We start from the raw sequence: 18,932 nt of genomic DNA on the forward strand, positions 1-18,932 counted from the left end.
TTTTCCAGCTTCCGCCTTCCTTTCTTTTAAAAATCAATATCCCAGATTCCGGCTTTCCGCTCCAGATCTATTAAAGCAGCAGCATTTTCGGCAAGGAGCTGGAAATAATTCTGACGCAGTTCATTGTATGTTCTTTGCGCATTGAGAACTTCTAAAATAGAGCTTTCTCCACGTTGATAACTGTAAGTAATTCCTTTCAGAATACTTTCAGCTTCTGTTAACATCCCATTATCAAACTGTTGCAGCTGTTTTTGTGCAGCAATATAATGCTGATAAGCCTGGGTAATTTCCATACGGATGCTGTTTTCAATCTGTTTGTATTCTGTTTCAGCCTGAGAATAGCTCATTTCTGCAATTTTTAAATCTGCATTTCTGCGATTGGAGAATTTTAAAGGAACACTGATTCCTAATTTTACGGTGTTTACAGCAGGTGAAGGGGCTATTTCATTATTGGCAACGGTATTGTGTCCGGCTCCGGCACTTAGTCCTAAATCTATGACCCGATTGGCTTTTTCAAGTTTAATTCGGCTTGCGGCGGTATTGATATTCTGTTTTGAAGCTAAAAGATCTGCTCTTTTATTGAAGGCATTGGTGATAAGGTCGTTCAACATATAGTTTCTGTTGAAGGCGTTCAGATTACCTGTGACTTCTTTTTCAGTGCTGTCGCTGCCGATAAAGTCAGACAAAGCTGTGATAGACTGTTGTTGTGCACCTTCAAGCTGATAAACTTCATTGAGCAAAGACGAGGCTTCCAGTCTGCTTTGTTGGGAAGTTACTTTGGAAATATCTCCCAATTTGTACCTTATGCTATCTGATTTTGCGAGTTTAAGCATACTTTGATAAGATTCTTTCTGCACATTCAGTAAGGCTTTTGATTTTAAGGCTTCAATATAACCCAAAGTAGCATCGGCGAGCAGATTTCTTACATAATCCTGTAGCTGTAATTTTGAATATTCTGCTTCATTTTTTGCTGTTTCTATTCTTGCTTTTCTTTTTCCACCCAGTTCAAGGGTCCAGCTGACAGCTCCGCCCATAGTATATCCCATGTCCCTGGAAACCCCGTTGTTTGAGGTTTCCATTTCTATTTGAGGATCAGGGAAAATTCCGGCAGTAAGAATGGAAGCTTCAGCGATATTTACATTGTATTTTTGTGCAGCCAGTCCGAGGTTTTTATCCTTTACAAATTTTAGATATTCGTTGAAGTAGATAGGTTCATTTTCAGATTGTGCTTTGATAAAAATACCTGTTACAGTACAAAATAATATGATTAAAAATTTAGATTTCATGGGATGTTGCATTTTGGTTTTCAAAACGATATTCAGCTAAATAATAAATGGCAGGAAGTACAAAGAGGGTAAGGAATGTGGAAAACATCAATCCGTACACTATTACGGTAGCCAAAGGTCTTTGGACGTCTGATCCAATGCCTGTAGCAAGAGATGCAGGCAGTAATCCTATGATGGCTACGGATGCCGTCATTAATACAGGTCTGAAACGGTCTTTTGCTCCCTGAATAACCGATGCTTTCAATGGAATACCTCCTTTCCTGAGCGTGTTGATATGGGAAACCATAATGACTCCGTTCTGAATGGCAACACCAAATAAGGCAATGAAACCTACGGCAGAAGAAACATTCAACGACATTCCTCTGATATTGAGTGCCAGCATTCCTCCAAATAAAGCAAGCGGAATAATGCTCATTAAAATCAATGCCTGTCTGAAAGTTCCAAAGGCACCATAAAGTAACAGGAACATCACAGCCAATGCTAAAGGAACTATAACCGCAAGCCTTGAATATGCCCTGTTTTTATTTTCAAACTGCCCGCCCCATTTGATCTGGTATTTTTCATGATCATAACGGATATTTTTTTCAATGCTTTTTTGTGCATCATTGAGGAATGATGTAAGATCACGACCTCTCAGATTAAGTTTTACGGTAAGGTGTCTCTTATTCATTTCTCTGGTGATGGTACTTTCTCCTGTACTTAATTTTACCGTGGCAATTTGGGAAAGAGGAATTTTTGCTCCTGATGAAGAGGCAAGCATCAGATTTCCTATTTTTTCAGGGGTATTACGGCTGTTTTCTGCATAACGGCAGGAAATATCATACACTTTGTTCCCAATAAAGATCTGTGAGACAGCTTTTCCACCGAGAGCGGTTTCAATAAGATCGGTAACATCGGAAACATTCAATCCGTATTGTGCAATTTTATTTCTGTCAGCGATGATCTGTAATTGAGGAAGTGGAGGTTCCTGATCAATAGCAAGGTCTGCGGAACCGGGAACCGTTTTTAAAAGCGAAAGAACATTTTCCGCTACCTGTCTTGTTCCTGCAAAATCATCACCATAGATTTTTACTACCAACTCACTGTGAGCACCGGATATTTTATCCATTACTCCATCAATCATCGGTTGGGAAAAACCTACTGTAAAGCCAGGCATTTCCTTATAATCTTCTGCCAGTTCCTTAATTAAATCGGCTTTTGTCTTTCCGGATTTCCATTCTTTGTAAGGTTTTATCCCTACTGATACTTCAAAATGAGAAGCTGTCCATGGATCGGTACCATCATCATTACGCCCTGCCTGTACCATGATGTAAGTGACTTCAGAATGCTTCATTGTTTTAAGACGAAGAGAATCGCTCATTTCCTGTGCTTTTTTCAGGGAAATTCCTGGTGGAAGCTGTACCTGCAGCCAGATGGACCCCTCATCAAGTTCCGGTAAGAAGTCTTTACCCACGCTGTATGAAAGAATTCCGGCTCCAAGTAATACGATTCCGGCTGGAATGAAAATCTTTTTTGGTGCAGACATAATTTTGTCGATCCCTTTTCCATAAGCATTGCTTACTTTCTCGAGCCATCGGTTGTGATAAAGTTTTCTTGGCTTTCTGTAAATCATATAAGCCAGCCCGGGAATTAGAAGTAAAGCTACTGCCAAAGCTCCTAATAATGCGTATCCTACTGTAAATGCCATGGGGGTAAATAGTTTTTTTTCCACTCTTTCAAATGCGAACAAAGGCAGATAAGCCGTAATGATGATAATCCCGGAAAAGAATATGGGTTTCGCAATTTCCGTAGCTTTTTGAATGATTGTTTTTTCTTCCAGTTCTTTATCAGGATGCTCTTCTCTCTGTCTTAAAATAGCTTCCAGCATTACAATGGAGCCGTCTACAATAATTCCGAAATCTATAGCTCCCAATGACAGAAGGTTTGCCGGAATATTGGTGAAATGCATAAGAATAAAAGCAATAAGAAGTGAAAACGGAATGGTGATCGCAGTAAGAAGAGCGCCACGCCAGCTTCCAAGAAATACGATCAGTATAATGATCACCAGTACGATTCCTTCCGTCAATGTATGAGAAACTGTATTAAGAGTAGTTTTTACAAGATCAGTTCTGTCCAGATATGTGTGGATTTTTACACCAGCCGGAAGAATATTTTTGTTGAGTTCATCTACTGCTTCGTGCACACCAATCAATACCTGTGAAGGATTTTGTCCTTTTAATAATAATACAATTCCGCCTACACTTTCATTGTAGTTTCTGTTGCGGTCAGTAAATCCAAGGATTCCTTTACGCTCAAGATTTCCGTATTTCAATGTTCCGATATCATTTAAAAAAACGGGAACTCCTTTTTCTGTTTTTACGACGGTTTTTCCAAGGTCATCAAGGTTTTTAATCAAGCCGATTCCACGAACGACATATGCCAGATCTCCACGGGGCAGCATACTTCCTCCTGCGCTGGCATTGTTTTTACTGATGGTTTCAATAATTTCTGCTAAAGAAAGACCATATTGCTCCAATTTGTTGGGATCAAGCTCAATCTGAAACTGAGTTGTGATTCCCCCGAAATTTGTCACATCGGCAATACCTGAAACTTGTTTTATTCTTGGGATGATAATGAAGTTCTGGAGATCTGTAAGTTCTCTTAAGCTGTGATGATCACTCTCTATTACATAACGGTAAATTTCTCCTACAGGCGACGTTAAAGGATCCAGTCCCGGCTGTGCTCCATAGGGTAGAGAAACTTCAGCCAGTCTTTCCTGAATGCGTTGTCTTGCCCAATAATCATCAATGCCATCATCAAAAACTATAGTAATCATGGAAAGTCCAAATGTACTTTTACTTCGCATAACATGCATCCCGGGAATTCCATTAAGCGCTCTTTCCAGAGGAATGGTGATCTGTTGTTCTACTTCTTCAGCAGCCAGCCCCTGTACCTGGGTGACAACCTGTGAAGTGGTATCTGCAATATCGGGATAAGCTTCAACGGAAAGCTTCGTCCATGAATAATATCCAAAAAATCCTAATAATATAAAAAGAGCCAGTATAAGCCACTTTTTCTGTATGGAAACTGTTAATAACTTTTTCATATTCTAACTTTAATGGGAAACTTCAGCTTCCTCATTCAACATTTATTTTACATCCAGAAGATATATTCCTCCGGTTGTCATGATCTCGTCTCCGGATTTCAGCCCTGATGTGATCTTTACGGTTTTCTCTGAAGCTTCTGCAGTCATCACATTACGCTTCATGAATTGATTTTTTCCTGTTTTGATCCATACATATTGATTATCGTCTTTTTGCATTAGGGCGGAGGTAGGGATGATAATTGTGTTTTCAGAATCGGTAGAGTAAATGATGGTAGCAAACATGCCGGGTTTTAATGTTCTGTCGGGATTATTACATTCTATTAAAACTTTGATGCTTCGGGTGGCTTCATCTACCCAGTCGTTAATATGGTATACTTTTCCGGTAATGGCTCTGTCAGGATAGGTATTGACTTTCACGGATACCTGATCCCCATTTTTGATAAAACGAAGATCTTTTTCTTTGACTTCTCCAGAGATCCAAACCTTTGAAAGTTCAGCAACAATCATTACAGGTTCCGCATCTTCACGGAGATATTGTCCGGTAACAATTTTATTGGAAATAACTTCTCCGGCGATTGGGGCTCTTACAATCAATCCTCCGGAACCTTTACTCTGGCTATTGTAAATCTTTAAGGCTGTAGAAGCATTGGATAATGAAATTTTTTTGTTTTTAAATTCTGTTTCAGCTTCTTCCAGCTCTTTTTGTATACCTACGCCATGTTTTACAAGATCCTGCTGGCGTTTATATCTTTTTTCTGCCAAGCCAGCTTCATTCAATGCATCGGAATATTCTTTCTGCACATCCAGATAACCTGATGATAGAACCTCAAATAAAGGACTTCCGGCATTTACCTTTTGACCGATATTAACAAAAGCTCTGGTTACTCTTCCTGAAAAAGGACTGGCTATCTCTGCATAATTGTTCGGGATGGCTTCTATGGTTCCTACAGAAGTAATGTCATGATTATATTCCTGATCGCTGACAATTAAAGTTTTAATTTTCTTTAAAACCGGGCTGTTCTCCGGGATGGTAACCTGATTGTTTTTAACGGTAATTTCCTGTTCCGGAGCCTGCTGAGGTACATTCTCTTTGCATGAAGCTGCAAAAAGTATGATAATGCTTAAGATTATTCTCTTCATGATCTTAATAAAATTGAGTGCTGTTGCTGATTGTTGGTTTTGTAGTGTTCTTTTTCTTGTTAATGACCAGTTTTTTACTTCTTGCCTGCTTTTGAGTAGACAAAGTAGGGCGTAGAAATATATTGGTAGAAACAATAAAAAAGACTGTAATGAGTGCTTCTTTTGGATATCCCAGAGCACATAATGCTCCTATAGCTGCGGAACACCATAAGGTAGCTGCTGTATTTAATCCTCTTACGGTAAGCCCGTCTTTCATGATAACGCCACCACCGAGAAAACCAATTCCGCTGACGATATAAGAGGTAATTCTTCCGGCTGCATCACCACCAATTCTGATGGCAATAAGTACAAAGGCTGCGGAGCCTATACAAACTAGGGTATTGGTGCGAAGACCAGCATTTTTTTTGCGCCACTGTCTCTCGAACCCTATACCGGCGCCCAGACAGAAGGCAGTCAATAAACGAAGTGTAAATTCAAGTGTATTCATAACTTTTCCTGTTTTTATAAAGCCCGTAAGCTGTACGGGAAAAGTGAGTACAACTAAAGCTTTTAAGATTGATAACTACTGTAAGGATCTGCGTCCATATTGCTTTATTTTTTACAGTGCAAAAGTAGAGATCGGCGATTTTTTTAGCCGTTAGAGAAGCTTTAGAATGCTATTAGAATTCAATTAGAGAAAAGGAGACAGTATTTTTTCCAGGAAATAGTATATAACCCATACTATGTAAAAGTTTAATAATGGTTACAGATTCAGAATTAAAGTTCCCAACTGTAACCATTTTTTTAATTAAAATTTCAATACTTTTGGCGATAATCAAACTTTGTAGTTGTAGATAATTAATGATCAGTAGAATAAATTTGATTTTCATCCCGGGTTTCATACCAAAGTAGTCTTTATAAATTGTAAATTTTAGAAATGAAAAATTCAAACATCGCGATTCCTGCTACACTTTTAGCTATTATCTGTGTGCAGGGTGGAGCCTCTATTGCAAAACAGCTTTTCCCTGCAATAGGAGCCATCGGGACTGTTACTTTAAGAATTGTACTTTCTGCTATTCTGCTTACGATTATCAATCGTCCAAAGTTTATGCAGTTTACCCCACAAAAATGGAAATACTGTGCAATGTACGGAATGGGGCTTGCTGCAATGAACCTTATTTTTTATATGGCTATTCAAAGAATTCCGTTGGGGCTTGCGGTAACGGTAGAATTTGCTGGTCCCTTATTTCTTGCGTTAGCTTTGTCCCGTAAAGTACTGGATGTTGTATGGGCGTTATTAGCCTGTGTAGGAATATTGCTTATTGTTCCTTGGAAGAGTGATCATATAGATTTGGTAGGATTAGGGTTGGCTTTTCTGGCAGGGATTTTCTGGGCAATTTATATTGTGATGGGCGGTAAAGTCTCAAAAATAATGGATGGAAAAGATGCTGTCACTACCGGAATGTTATTTGCCAGTCTTTTAATTATTCCTTTTACTATATGGGATGGTGCTGTTTTCAATATTACACCCAATATTTTTGTAAAAGGATTAGGCGTCGCTATTTTATCTAGTGCTTTGCCATTTTCATTGGAAATTATGGCGTTGAAAAGGCTTCCTGCAAAAACCTTTAGTATTTTGATGAGTCTGGAACCTGCTTTTGCTGCACTTTCAGGATTAATTTTCCTTGCTGAAGAACTGTCTTTCTTACAATGGATTTCTATTAGTTGTGTTATTGCAGCAAGTATAGGAACTACCGTTTTCAATAAAAAAGCGGCTTCCCATAGTTAAAGCGTATTGATACTTTGATCCGTTTATCCTTGTCAAGGGTTATAACCTTGACAAGGATAAATCAAAACTCTACATCAAATACTACAGTAAAAACAGTTTTATTATCCTCAGATTCTACTTTGATCCCGGCGTGATGAAGATGAATAATTTTTTCCGTCAGGAAAAGCCCTATGCCGTATCCTTTTTCTTTTTTGGAATCTTCACTTCTGTAAAAAGGCTCGAAAATATGTTTTAAATCTTTCGGGGAAATAGTAATTCCTGTATTGATAAATTGAATTGAAACTGTTTTTTTGTCTGCTTCCACTTCTATAGAGCAAGTGTGTATTGGAGAATACTTACAGGCATTATCGATGAGGTTGTTAAAAGCGACTTGTAAGAGATATTCATTTCCCTGTAGAAGCAGTTGAGGTTCCTCAATATTGCTATTAATATTTAACGAAACTTTATACGCTGAATTTTCCTTTATTATTTTTGAATAAGATTCCAGGAGAATTTCATCCAGGCGTATTTCAGAAAAACTGATTTCATTAGGATCATAGCTGGCTTTGGCAAGATCCATTAGACTGTTGGATAATTTGACCATATTTCGGGCATCATCCAATGCATATTGAATTGTTTGCTGATATTCTTCTTTGGTTTGTTCTTTTTCTGCAGAAAGCTCCAATTCTGTAATAATTGCAGATAATGGAGTACGAATCTCGTGTGAAATATTCGAAACAAAATGTTTTTGAGCATCAAAGGAATTTTCCAGCCTCTCCAGCATCCCGTTGAAGTTTTGTGCAAGCTCATTAAGCTCATCTTTTTCACCGGTTGTTTTCAGGCGTAATTGTAATTTTCCGGCGGTGATCTTTTTTATCTGACTCACCATTTCACTGAGTGGATTCAATGCTTTTTTAGAAAGAAATATTCCTGCCAGATAAATCAGGATCAAAATGCTGATAAAAGCAATGATACTGATCGTTAATAAATGATTGATAGATTTATATCCATATTGGTCATATCCCGCTGCTGTTACCAGATACTCTTTCCCGTTGTGAGAATAAATAGTTCCTACAGCCTGAAGGTCATCAATAAAGAAACTGATTTCCTTCTTTTTTTGAATATTGGAAAGCATTTTAGGATCTTCCTTAACGTAATCAACTTTTGAATCATCATGATAAATCAGGTTAAATTCCGGATCATAAATAGCAACCTGAACCTCATTGATGGTCTTTGTATTGTTCTTGTAAACACGATGCATTTCCTTTTCACTCAATGTACTTTGGAAAAAAAGATTTGCCTTTGCCACCGCTTCATTTCTCAGCTGAGCGTAGAATGAAATTTCCCTTGCCTCGCTGGAAGAATAATAGACCGCAATACCATAAAATACCATCAGCATTGCCGTGACAAAGGTGAAAAGTAAAGTAAGACGGGTTCTGACTTTCATATGTTACATATTATTGCTGATGTTCCTCGTATCCTTTTTTTAAAATAAAACCCATTCCGGCTTTTGTATGAATCAGTTTATTTTCAAAATCTTTATCAATTTTTTTTCTGATATAATTGATGTATACATCTATAAAATTTGTTCCCGTATCAAAATGAGTTTCCCATACATTTTCAGCAATTTCTGAGCGGGAAAGTACCCTTTCTGGGTTTTCAAGCATGTATTTCATCAGATTGAACTCTTTGGGGGTAAGCTTAATAGGAATTCCGTCTCGGCTTACAGATTTCAGTTTGAGGTCCATTTCAATGCTGTCATATTTTAACAATTGTTCTGTAGGCGCGTGTAGAGAAAACCTTTTCATTAAAACTTTAACCCTTGCAATCAGTTCACGCATTTCAAAAGGTTTCGTAAGATAATCATCAGCTCCCGAATCAAAACCTTCCAGTTTATCATCTGTAGTTCCCAGTGCGGTAAGCATAATGATAGGGATTTGTGGTTTTAGGCTCTTTATTTCTTTACAAAAATCCAATCCATTCTTCAGCGGAACAATAATATCGGTAATGATGAGGTCAAAATCCTGAGTAGAGGCAAATTCTGTAGCCTTTTCACCATCGTAGGCAAAACTTACATCCATATCCTGTTCCAAAAGTCCTCTGCCAATAAGGCGTGAAAGTCTTTTATCATCTTCAACAAGTAAAATATGAGGCATAAGAAAGGATAATGTGTTTGGGTTACTAAGAAAAGTTACTCGATACGTACTACAAATGTAATGATTTCTATTTTGTAATTTTGAGCTGAAATATTAATTAGAATAGAGGATTCAAAATGATTGTAAATAAAAAAGGAATTGATGCAGCGCTTTTATTACTTTTAGTGATACTGTTTGTGCAATGTACATCTTCTCAGGCTTCGGTCCAGCTTCAAAACGGAGATTTACTTTTTGTAACGGCAAAAGAAACCGGACTTTCAGGAGCTATTAATAATGTTACTCAAAAACAGAAAGCTGCTTCATTTGATCATATTGGGATTTTAGAAAAAGATGGAAATAAAACTTATGTATTACATGCTGCTCCCAACGGCGGATCTCAAAAACAAAACCTGAAGAAATTTATTAGTGATCAGAAAAAAGATCAGCAGAATATTGTTGTCTACCGATTAAAAACAGAATACAGAAAAGCAATTCCTAACGCTATAGAAAAGGCAAATTCTATGTTAGGAAAACCTTATAATTTCAATTATATCTTGGATGAAAGCTCATATTATTGTTCAGATTTCGTGGAAAGAGCATTTCGGGATGATCATATTTTTAAATTAGAACCGATGACATTCATAGATCCGAAAACAAAAAAAAATAATACATTCTGGGAAGAGTTTTATAATAAGAAAAACCTGAAAGTGCCTGAAGGAGAGCCTGGTTGTAATCCAAACGGTTTGGCTGGATCAGAAAAACTGGAAAGGGTTGGTAACCTTTAAATAATGGCAAAGGAAGAAGAATATGGAAAACAGAAAGTTACGATTTGGTAGATTAGAAAATAGCACAGCTTAAAATAAGAAGGTTTCAAGATTGATAAAAACATTATTTTAATCTCAATAACTTGATGAATTCCAGCACATATACCTTTCCCAATGTAGAGTAGAATAATTAGAGAAGCTGTAAAGGCTTCTTTTTTTATATGTTAAATTTTAAAAAATATTAGTCTACTAATTTGGTAGACTAATATTTTTTTATATTTTTGTGACAGATTTAAATGCAGAGCGCAATATGATCTGAGAGTATTTAACCCAAAAATGTTTAACGATGATTACACCTAACCCAAGCCTGCAGGTTTTTCAAAATAAACTGAACCTGCCTAAAAAAGAATTGTTATTGGAAATAGAATTAAATGGTAAAATGAAATTTGAACATTTAATGAATACTATCCATAATCAATTGGGCATTTGTCATAGAGTGTTATCAGCCAATGTAGAATATGTGAACGGATACAGTTTTGGTTCAGTACAGTTGTATATAAATGCAAATTCAGAAGACTATCATAAACTTGAAGTCTATCTGAATAAAAATAAACTTCTGAATACAACGGTGGAGTACTTCTGCCGGAAATATTCTTAAGCGAGATTCATATAGTTTTAATTACTCAAAGTGTCCGGTTCTTTTACCGGACGCTTTTTATTTTACATTAAATAATTTTTTATTTTCCCTCATATCTCACAGATTACGATGATTTTTTAAATGTAGATCTATATAAATTTTCGTCCTTGATAAGTACTACCAATTGGTGGTAAGAAAATTCCCCTCTTCTGGAGGAGTGGCGAAAATTCAAAGAATTTTTGACGGGGTGGTCATAAAAAGAACCTTACTTACTTTTTTGAACACAAAGTTCTATTTTCAAAATTTCATATTTTAAGACGGCAAAGAGATCATCAATTAAAATGATTTGATGAAGCTTATATTATGACAATAAAAAAGCGCCCAGATTGCTCTGAACGCTCTATAGTAATAAAAATAAGTTTAGATTCTTTCGATATCAGCACCTAATGCTTTAAGTCTTCCATCGATGTTTTCATATCCTCTGTCGATTTGCTCGATGTTATGGATAATAGATTTTCCTTCTGCAGAAAGAGCCGCAATAAGAAGGGCATTTCCAGCTCTGATATCCGGTGAAACCATTGTAGTTCCTCTTAACGGCGCTTCCTGATTCAATCCGATTACTGTAGCTCTGTGCGGATCACATAAAATGATCTGAGCTCCCATATCAATTAATTTATCCACAAAGAATAATCTGGATTCAAACATTTTCTGGTGAACCAGAATACTTCCTTTAGCCTGAGTAGCTACTACTAAAATAATAGACAATAAATCCGGTGTGAAACCTGGCCATGGAGCATCAGAAATCGTAAGGATAGATCCGTCAATAAATTTTTGAATTTTATAGTGTTCCTGGGCTGGAATGTAAATATCATCACCACTTTGCTCAAGCTGAATCCCTAGTTTTCTAAAGGTATTAGGAATTACTCCCAACTGATTCCAGTTTACATTTTTGATAGTGATTTCAGATTTTGTCATGGCTGCAAGACCAATCCAAGATCCGATTTCTACCATATCAGGAAGCATAGTGTGCTCAGTACCTCTTAAATATTCTACCCCTTCAATTGTAAGAAGGTTAGATCCGATTCCTGAAATATTTGCTCCCATTCTATTCAGCATTTTACATAATTGCTGAAGATAAGGTTCGCAGGCAGCGTTATAAATTCTTGTTTTTCCTTTTGCTAAAGCAGCAGCCATTACGATATTAGCAGTGCCGGTTACAGAAGCTTCTTCTAAAAGGATAAATTTCCCTGTAAGTTCCTTAGCTTTTAAAGAATAAAAATATTCCTCTTCATCATAGTGGAATTCAGCACCAAGCTCTACTAATCCCTGGAAGTGGGTGTCCAATCTTCTTCTTCCGATCTTGTCACCTCCGGGAGTTGGCATATAAGCCTCTCCATAACGAGCCAACATTGGTCCCATCAGCATGATAGATCCACGTAACTTTGCTCCGTCTTTTTTGAATTCGTTTGATTTTATATAGTCGAAGTTTACCTTATCAGCTTTGAAAGTATAATCTCCATGACCGTTTTTTGTAACCTTTACTCCGAAATCTCCAAGAATCTCAATCAGTCTGTTTACATCATGAATATCCGGGATATTTTTAATTCTCACTTCCTCGTCAGTTAGCAAAACTGCACACAAAATCTGTAGAGCTTCATTCTTAGCTCCTTGTGGAGTTATTTCACCCTGCAGTCTTTTTCCTCCTCTTATTTGAAATGTTCCACTCATTATTTTCTGTTTTTATGATTGTTGTTATGCCTTCTTTTGTTAGGTTGGTTTTTATTATTGTTATTATTACCGTTATTACGGTTGTTGTTATTGTTATTATTATTTCGGTTGTTATTATTGGTATAATAAATCTTACTTTTTTCAAGAGAATCAATTCCTGTAAGATCCAACCTGTTTTCAGACAGTTCTTTCAGATGTCTGAAAATAACATCGTCAGTCACGTGTTCCTTATTGTAAACATTATAAGATTTCTTCATATTGTTGGCAATTACCTCGATAAGGGCTTCCTTTTCATCACCCGTTTCCAGCTCAATTGCTTTTTCTATTAATTGAAGAATACTTTTTCCGTAAAATTTAAAGTCACCTTGAAGTTTTGGATATTCCATTCTTTTAGGCTTTTCTGCCAATTGTTCCATAGTCGGAAACGGATAAGGAGAATCTACATCCAGATCATAATTAGCAAGAATAAAAAGATGGTCCCAAAGCTTATGTTTATAATTTTCCTCGTCGCGAAGTTGTGGGTTTCTCTGACCCATAAAATCGATGATTGCCATAGCCATTTCATTCCTTTCCTCTTTGGTAGGAAGTTCTTTGCAGCGCTCAACCAACTGTTGTATAATTCTGCCGTATTCCGGCATATGAAGCTGAGTTTTTTGGGTGTTGTATTCCATAGTATGCAAATATATGGATTAAAAGAAAAATTGTTTCGAGAAACTTAAAAATTTATGATTTTTTAATGAAAAATTTAGATGAGTTTCTGATTGAATTATTATTTAAAATAAAAATATTTCTCGTTATATTGAATTTGTTTTCAATAAAACGGTAACTTAGTTAATAGGTTGATAATTGAATTTTACAATGAAAAAAACAAACTTTATTCTTTCCCTATTGGCGTTAGCACTGATCAGCGCTTGCCAGAACAGAGACGAAACAGAGATAAAAACTTCCCAACAGGAAGAAGTGCATGATAAAATTGTAAATGTTACCCATCATGATGGAAAACCTTTCAGTACAGGAAGCGGATCCGGATCAGTACAGGGGAAATTTGTAGCCGGACCCGGGGGAAGTGTTTTAATGCAGGGATTTTATTGGGATGTTCCTGATGGAGGTAACTGGTGGAATACCGTTAAAGATAAATTAACAGCATGGTCCAATGCAGGAATAGGTGCAGTCTGGCTTCCTCCAGCATCAAAAGCACAAAATGGCGCGTATTCCATGGGATATGATCCAACAGATTATTATGATTTTGGAAACTTTAATCAAAACGGAAGCGTAGAAACCCGTTTTGGATCCAGAACAGAATTGGAAGCGTTGATTACAAAAGCTCACACGGAAAACATGCAGGTGTATGCCGATATTGTCATTAATCATAATAGTGGCGGGCAATCTGAAGCCAATCCTTTTACAGGAACCAATACCTGGACTAACTTCTCCGGAGTAGCTTCCGGGAAATTTCAGAGAAATTACAACGATTTTTATAAAAATGCTTATGGAAACAATGACGAAGGTGCCTTTGGTGGTTTCCCGGATCTTTGTCATGCCAATCCTCATGTACAAGACTGGCTTTGGGAAAGAGATGATTCAGTAGCAAAATACTATAAAAATGTAATGAAATTCGATGGCTGGCGATTTGATTATGTGAAAGGTTTCGGTCCTTGGGTTGTTAATACCTGGAATTCGAAAGTAGGAGGTTTTTCTGTTGGGGAACTATGGGATTCCAATGTAAATACTTTAGAATGGTGGGCAAATAATGCAAACAGCTCTGTATTTGATTTTGCAGCCTATTATAAAATGGATGAAGCCTTTGATAACGGAAACCTGAATGTCCTGAATGATGATATGATGTGGAAAAGAAATCCGTACAAAGCAGTAACATTCGTGGCAAACCATGATACGGATATCATTTATAATAAAATGCCGGCATATGCTTATATTCTAACTCATGAAGGGTATCCAACTATTTTTTACAGGGATTATGAAGAATGGCTCAATAAGGAAAGACTAAATAATTTAATCTGGATCCATAATAATAAAGCTACGGGAACAACATCTATTTTATATACAGATAATGACGAATACATCGCAAGACGTAACGGATACAATGGTAACCCAGGTTTGGTAGTATATATCAACACTTCGTCAAATTGGCAGGAAAGATGGATTGATACCAATTGGAGTAATCAGCAGATCAAAGATTTTACAGGTCATTCAACTTGGTACCCGACTACACAGGCAGATAAGCGAGTAAAAATTCAGTGTCCGCCGAATAGTTATTCTGTATGGTCGCTGAATTTATAAAATGAATGAGTGGCGAATTGTTAAAGTAATATAAAGTGTTATCTCTCGCAGATTTTGCTGATAACGCAGATTCTTTATAGCAGATGCATCTGTGAAATCTGTGGGAAATTACACCTGAATAAATTTTCTCTTCTGATGCTGATCCGGGAGAAAACATTTTTGATTGGCAAGTTTCATTCTGTTTCTTGAAATTATATCATATGCTTTATCACTCAAAAAGGAAGGCAGAACTTTTCCAATAGCAGAAAGTTTATAAACACCTCCCAAAATATTCGCAATTTGCAATACTGCTTTCGATTTTATAAGATAATATTGTCTCGGTTTCCAAAGATATAGTGTGTTGAAAACCTGAGTTTCCAATCCTCTTTCAGATAAAAACTGCTGCCCGAATTCAGATTGAAGAGAAGCAAACATGAATTTGTCTTTTTTGTCCCTTTCCAAAATCCATTGCACCCAGAAATTGCATACTCCGCAATCTCCGTCAAAAAATACAATATGTTTATTTTCCCAGCTTTCCATCATTTTATTTATTAAACATGATTCTTCTTTCTGTGTCTTCTTTGGCTTGTTTGAAATATTTAATAAGATCCGCACGCTGTTCATCAGTCAGTTTTGCATCCTGATGTCCGATATAGTAAGACTCTAGCGGCATTTCTTTTTTCTCTACCATTTCCATGCACTCCTCCAGCTTATGAATCTGTCTTTGAGGCTCATATACTGCAAATGTAGAAAAATTAAGCTGTTTCCTTCCTTCATTAATATGATTTTTCACATACCATGAACTGGGTGCAATATCAGCATACCAAGGATATTGGGTTTCGTTGGAATGACAGTCATAACATGAAGTTCGGATGATCTTAGCTACTTTTTCAGGCGTATTTTTTATTTTCAGAAAGTCCATGCCGGGAGTAGGACGTGGATTCGTTTTATCAATAGGAAAAAACTGAATGATAATAAATGCTACGAGAATTACAATAAGTATTTTTTTCATAGTACAAGGATTCATGTTAGTGAATTAAAGATAGTTATTTTTTTTGGATGGAAGCAGAAAGTGGGAAGCTGGAGGTATCTGAAGGCAAAGTTTAAATATTTCATGAAATTTTAAAAGCCCGAGAAACTTTTTTATAGAAGTGTTTTTTTATTTTTATTCATGAAAATTGATCCCTTAAAGTTATGTTTCGTCTGCAATAAACTTCCTTTTTCCTGTCTCCCGCTTCCATCACCTTCTCGTTACATTGAGTTATTCTAAATAGAGTAGAAATTGCTAAACGGATTTAAAAAATTCCTAACTTAATACCACAATTGTGTCTTGAATTCAGATGCTGTAGGAATTGTTTTATTATAGTTTTTAACTATCATTGAAATAATTATTAATAGATTGTATTTATTAAATGAACGTTGTAAGTTTGTCATGTCCTTATCAACAAAGGAATTACTTAAAATGTATTAATCAACATAAAAAATAAATAAACGACAATGGAAAAAGATTTGAATGACATCAGTAAATGCCCTTTTCACAACGGAACTATGAAGAAGAGCGTAGCAGGTGAAGGTACTCAAAATAAAGATTGGTGGCCAGATCAGCTAAGAGTAGATCTTCTACGCCAGCACTCTTCGCTGTCTAATCCTATGGATAAAGACTTTGACTACGCAGAAGCATTTAAAAGCCTTGATCTGGAGGCAGTGAAAAAAGACCTTCATGCTTTAATGACAGATTCTCAGGACTGGTGGCCTGCAGACTTTGGGCATTACGGACCTTTATTTATCCGTATGGCATGGCACAGCGCCGGAACTTATCGTGTAGGTGACGGTAGAGGTGGAGCCGGAGCAGGGCAACAACGTTTTGCGCCATTAAATAGCTGGCCTGACAATGTAAGCCTTGATAAAGCAAGAAGATTATTATGGCCAATCAAACAAAAATACGGTAGGAATATATCTTGGGCAGACCTTTTAATTCTTACAGGAAATATTGCCCTTGAATCGATGGGATTCAAGACCTTTGGATTTGCAGGAGGACGTCCTGATGTATGGGAACCGGATGCAGATGTATATTGGGGATCTGAGAAAACATGGCTGGGAGGTGACATACGTTATGCCCACGGTTCAGAAGGAGTTGTTGAAGGACATTCAGCAGTTCTTCCTACCGATGACAATGCAGATGGAGATATTCACTCCAGAAACCTTGAAAATCCATTAGCTGCAGTACAGATGGGATTAATTTATGTAAACCCGGAAGGACCGGATGGGAATCCAGATCCAATTGCAGCAGCCAAAGATATCAGAGATACTTTTGGACGTATGGCGATGAATGATGAGGAAACTGTTGCATTGATCGCTGGTGGGCACACTTTTGGAAAAACTCACGGAGCAGGTCCCGCTGATCATGTTGGTAAAGAGCCGGAAGCAGCCGGAATTGAACAACAGGGATTAGGATGGGCGAGCAGCTATAAGTCTGGAAGCGGAAGAGATGCTATTTCCAGTGGTTTGGAAGTGACATGGACGGAAACTCCTACTCAATGGAGTAATTATTTCTTTAAAAACTTATTCGAAAATGAATGGGAATTGACAAAAAGTCCTGCCGGAGCTCACCAATGGGTAGCAAAGGATGGAGCTGAAATCATTCCTGACGCATTTGATTCTAATAAAAAGCATAGACCTACAATGCTTACAACAGACCTTTCTTTAAGATTAGATCCTGTTTACGAAAAAATTTCGAGACACTTCTACGAAAATCCTGATGCGTTTGCAGATGCCTTTTCGCGTGCTTGGTTTAAATTAACACACAGAGATATGGGACCTCGTGCCCGTTACTTAGGACCGGATGTGCCACAGGAAGAATTAATCTGGCAAGATCCCATCCCTGAAGTAAATCACGAACTGGTAAATGATACCGATGTTGAAGCACTGAAATCTAAAGTTCTGAACTCAGGATTGAGCATTTCCGAACTGGTTTCAACAGCATGGGCTTCTGCATCTACTTTCAGAGGAAGTGATAAAAGAGGTGGGGCTAATGGTTCAAGAGTAAGATTAGAACCGCAAAGAAACTGGGCAGTAAATAATCCTGCTCAATTACAAAAAGTATTGGGAGTTCTGGAAGGAATTCAGCAGGAATTTAATTCTCAAAACGGAAACAAAAAAATATCATTAGCAGATTTAATTGTTCTTGCAGGGAATGCAGGGGTAGAAGCAGCTGCAAGAAATGCTGGAAATGAAGTGAAAGTTCCTTTTGCACCAGGAAGAATGGATGCTTCTCAGGAACAAACGGATGTAGAATCTATGGGATATTTAGAACCTGCAGCAGATGGATTCCGTAATTACCTGAAAACAAAATATACTGTTTCTACAGAGTCTTTATTAATTGATAAAGCTCAGTTATTAACACTTACTGCTCCGGAATTAACTGTTCTGGTTGGAGGAATGCGTGCTTTGGATACTAATTTCGATGGTTCAAAACATGGCGTATTTACCAATCGTCCGGGAACACTTACCAATGATTTCTTTGTGAATCTTTTGGATATGGGAACACAATGGAAAGCTATGTCGGACGATAAAGAACTCTACATAGGAACAGATCGTAAAACAGGTCAGCCAAAATGGACGGCTACCCGTGCGGATCTTGTATTCGGATCAAATTCTGAATTGAGAGCTGTATCCGAAGTTTACGGAAGTGCGGATGCGCAGAGGAAATTTATTAATGACTTTGTATCTGCATGGACAAAAGTGATGAATCTGGATAGATTCGATCTGGCTTAATCTTTTTTAATCTTATTATAAAACGGGCTGTCTTGAAAAAGGCAGCCCGTTATTTTTATGAGTAATATCGTCAGGACAAGTATATCATGATAAAAAATATGAAGGTATTTAACTCAAAGTATGGGGAAAATACCTATGTGACTTTTAAACAATTTTAAGTATACTTGTAATCATAAAAAACACAAATTCAATGATAATTTATTACACCAAATCAAGGCAATCCCTTGCTGATCTCTGTAATGAAATACAGCTTGAAAACCCTGAGTATTTAAAAGAGTATCATAATCAAAATTGCTCTTTTTCTGAACGTTTTGAGGGAGATATTGTTCAGGGAATGAAATTGTATATTCCATCATCAT

At 37.0% G+C, this 18,932-nt stretch carries 15 protein-coding genes; 5 read left to right on the forward strand and 10 right to left on the reverse strand.

The genetic code is table 11. The features are described 5' to 3' along the window. Positions 1-26: 26 nt before the first annotated feature. The 4 genes from AC5YGG_RS20590 to AC5YGG_RS20605 are packed head-to-tail and all read right to left on the reverse strand — an operon-like array spanning position 27 to position 5,998. Positions 27-1,286, reverse strand: coding sequence for a TolC family protein (locus tag AC5YGG_RS20590; protein ID WP_496146310.1), 1,260 nt, complete (start codon positions 1,284-1,286; stop codon positions 27-29). Further along, positions 1,276-4,371 (reverse strand): efflux RND transporter permease subunit, encoded by a 3,096-nt coding sequence (locus tag AC5YGG_RS20595; protein ID WP_496146311.1) that lies wholly within the window; start codon positions 4,369-4,371, stop codon positions 1,276-1,278. Before AC5YGG_RS20595 ends, AC5YGG_RS20590 begins: the two co-directional genes overlap by 11 nt. A 42-nt stretch (positions 4,372-4,413) precedes the next feature. After that, complete coding sequence (locus tag AC5YGG_RS20600; RefSeq protein ID WP_496146312.1) at positions 4,414-5,511, reverse strand: efflux RND transporter periplasmic adaptor subunit; 1,098 nt, start codon at positions 5,509-5,511, stop codon at positions 4,414-4,416. 4 nt (positions 5,512-5,515) lie between these two features. Further along, the gene (locus AC5YGG_RS20605; protein ID WP_496146313.1) at positions 5,516-5,998 is read right to left on the reverse strand and encodes an MgtC/SapB family protein; all 483 of its coding nucleotides are present in this window, start codon (positions 5,996-5,998) and stop codon (positions 5,516-5,518) included. A gap of 429 nt (positions 5,999-6,427) precedes the next feature. On the opposite strand from AC5YGG_RS20605, the gene AC5YGG_RS20610 reads away from it, so the two are divergent. Continuing rightward, complete coding sequence (locus AC5YGG_RS20610; RefSeq protein WP_496146314.1) at positions 6,428-7,279, forward strand: EamA family transporter; 852 nt, start codon at positions 6,428-6,430, stop codon at positions 7,277-7,279. Positions 7,280-7,340: 61 nt separating this feature from the next. Here the strand turns inward: AC5YGG_RS20610 and AC5YGG_RS20615 are convergent, their stop codons facing one another. Both AC5YGG_RS20615 and AC5YGG_RS20620 read right to left on the reverse strand, forming a co-directional pair. Further along, on the reverse strand, positions 7,341-8,705 hold the full coding sequence (locus AC5YGG_RS20615) for a HAMP domain-containing sensor histidine kinase (protein ID WP_496146315.1): 1,365 nt from the start codon (positions 8,703-8,705) through the stop codon (positions 7,341-7,343). Between the two features lie 10 nt (positions 8,706-8,715). Further along, on the reverse strand, positions 8,716-9,414 hold the full coding sequence (locus AC5YGG_RS20620; RefSeq protein WP_496146316.1) for a response regulator transcription factor: 699 nt from the start codon (positions 9,412-9,414) through the stop codon (positions 8,716-8,718). 116 nt (positions 9,415-9,530) lie between these two features. On the opposite strand from AC5YGG_RS20620, the gene AC5YGG_RS20625 reads away from it, so the two are divergent. Continuing rightward, the gene (locus AC5YGG_RS20625; RefSeq protein WP_496146317.1) at positions 9,531-10,178 is read left to right on the forward strand and encodes a YiiX/YebB-like N1pC/P60 family cysteine hydrolase; all 648 of its coding nucleotides are present in this window, start codon (positions 9,531-9,533) and stop codon (positions 10,176-10,178) included. A gap of 325 nt (positions 10,179-10,503) precedes the next feature. Further along, positions 10,504-10,815 carry an NIL domain-containing protein gene (locus AC5YGG_RS20630; protein ID WP_065395027.1) on the forward strand — a complete coding sequence of 104 codons (312 nt, stop codon included), beginning with the start codon at positions 10,504-10,506 and terminating at the stop codon, positions 10,813-10,815. Positions 10,816-11,214: 399 nt separating this feature from the next. On the opposite strand, the gene murA is transcribed toward AC5YGG_RS20630, so the two are convergent. Then, positions 11,215-12,522, reverse strand: a complete 1,308-nt coding sequence (gene murA / locus AC5YGG_RS20635; protein ID WP_496146318.1) for a UDP-N-acetylglucosamine 1-carboxyvinyltransferase — start codon at positions 12,520-12,522, stop codon at positions 11,215-11,217. Further along, complete coding sequence (locus tag AC5YGG_RS20640) at positions 12,522-13,193, reverse strand: DUF4290 domain-containing protein (RefSeq protein ID WP_496146319.1); 672 nt, start codon at positions 13,191-13,193, stop codon at positions 12,522-12,524. Before AC5YGG_RS20640 ends, murA begins: the two co-directional genes overlap by 1 nt. Positions 13,194-13,380: 187 nt before the next feature. On the opposite strand from AC5YGG_RS20640, the gene AC5YGG_RS20645 reads away from it, so the two are divergent. Continuing rightward, positions 13,381-14,820: an alpha-amylase gene (locus tag AC5YGG_RS20645; RefSeq protein WP_496146320.1), complete on the forward strand. Its 1,440-nt coding sequence runs from the start codon at positions 13,381-13,383 to the stop codon at positions 14,818-14,820. 108 nt (positions 14,821-14,928) lie between these two features. Here AC5YGG_RS20645 and AC5YGG_RS20650 read toward each other — a convergent pair whose 3' ends face one another. Both AC5YGG_RS20650 and AC5YGG_RS20655 read right to left on the reverse strand, forming a co-directional pair. After that, entirely contained in the window at positions 14,929-15,342 is a 414-nt protein-coding gene (locus AC5YGG_RS20650) for a thiol-disulfide oxidoreductase DCC family protein (RefSeq protein WP_496146321.1), read from the reverse strand. Position 15,343: 1 nt separating this feature from the next. Next, on the reverse strand, positions 15,344-15,811 hold the full coding sequence (locus AC5YGG_RS20655; protein ID WP_496146322.1) for a heme-binding domain-containing protein: 468 nt from the start codon (positions 15,809-15,811) through the stop codon (positions 15,344-15,346). 485 nt (positions 15,812-16,296) lie between these two features. Here AC5YGG_RS20655 and katG point away from each other — a divergent pair, with 485 nt between their 5' ends. Then, positions 16,297-18,573: a catalase/peroxidase HPI gene (gene katG / locus AC5YGG_RS20660; RefSeq protein ID WP_496146323.1), complete on the forward strand. Its 2,277-nt coding sequence runs from the start codon at positions 16,297-16,299 to the stop codon at positions 18,571-18,573. Positions 18,574-18,932: the final 359 nt, after the last annotated feature.

This window comes from Chryseobacterium sp. CS2K3 (assembly GCF_059515185.1).

Excerpts from the sequence above, each read along its gene's own strand:
- AC5YGG_RS20605 (WP_496146313.1), bottom strand. The coding sequence starts at position 5,998 with ATGAATACACTTGAATTTACACTTCGTTTATTGACTGCCTTCTGTCTG.
- AC5YGG_RS20640 (WP_496146319.1), bottom strand. The coding sequence starts at position 13,193 with ATGGAATACAACACCCAAAAAACTCAGCTTCATATGCCGGAATACGGC.
- AC5YGG_RS20645 (WP_496146320.1), top strand. The coding sequence starts at position 13,381 with ATGAAAAAAACAAACTTTATTCTTTCCCTATTGGCGTTAGCACTGATC.
- AC5YGG_RS20650 (WP_496146321.1), bottom strand. The coding sequence starts at position 15,342 with ATGATGGAAAGCTGGGAAAATAAACATATTGTATTTTTTGACGGAGAT.
- AC5YGG_RS20615 (WP_496146315.1), bottom strand. The coding sequence starts at position 8,705 with ATGAAAGTCAGAACCCGTCTTACTTTACTTTTCACCTTTGTCACGGCA.
- AC5YGG_RS20595 (WP_496146311.1), bottom strand. The coding sequence starts at position 4,371 with ATGAAAAAGTTATTAACAGTTTCCATACAGAAAAAGTGGCTTATACTG.
- AC5YGG_RS20655 (WP_496146322.1), bottom strand. The coding sequence starts at position 15,811 with ATGAAAAAAATACTTATTGTAATTCTCGTAGCATTTATTATCATTCAG.
- AC5YGG_RS20590 (WP_496146310.1), bottom strand. The coding sequence starts at position 1,286 with ATGAAATCTAAATTTTTAATCATATTATTTTGTACTGTAACAGGTATT.
- AC5YGG_RS20630 (WP_065395027.1), top strand. The coding sequence starts at position 10,504 with ATGATTACACCTAACCCAAGCCTGCAGGTTTTTCAAAATAAACTGAAC.
- AC5YGG_RS20610 (WP_496146314.1), top strand. The coding sequence starts at position 6,428 with ATGAAAAATTCAAACATCGCGATTCCTGCTACACTTTTAGCTATTATC.
- AC5YGG_RS20620 (WP_496146316.1), bottom strand. The coding sequence starts at position 9,414 with ATGCCTCATATTTTACTTGTTGAAGATGATAAAAGACTTTCACGCCTT.
- AC5YGG_RS20600 (WP_496146312.1), bottom strand. The coding sequence starts at position 5,511 with ATGAAGAGAATAATCTTAAGCATTATCATACTTTTTGCAGCTTCATGC.
- AC5YGG_RS20625 (WP_496146317.1), top strand. The coding sequence starts at position 9,531 with ATGATTGTAAATAAAAAAGGAATTGATGCAGCGCTTTTATTACTTTTA.
- katG (WP_496146323.1), top strand. The coding sequence starts at position 16,297 with ATGGAAAAAGATTTGAATGACATCAGTAAATGCCCTTTTCACAACGGA.
- murA (WP_496146318.1), bottom strand. The coding sequence starts at position 12,522 with ATGAGTGGAACATTTCAAATAAGAGGAGGAAAAAGACTGCAGGGTGAA.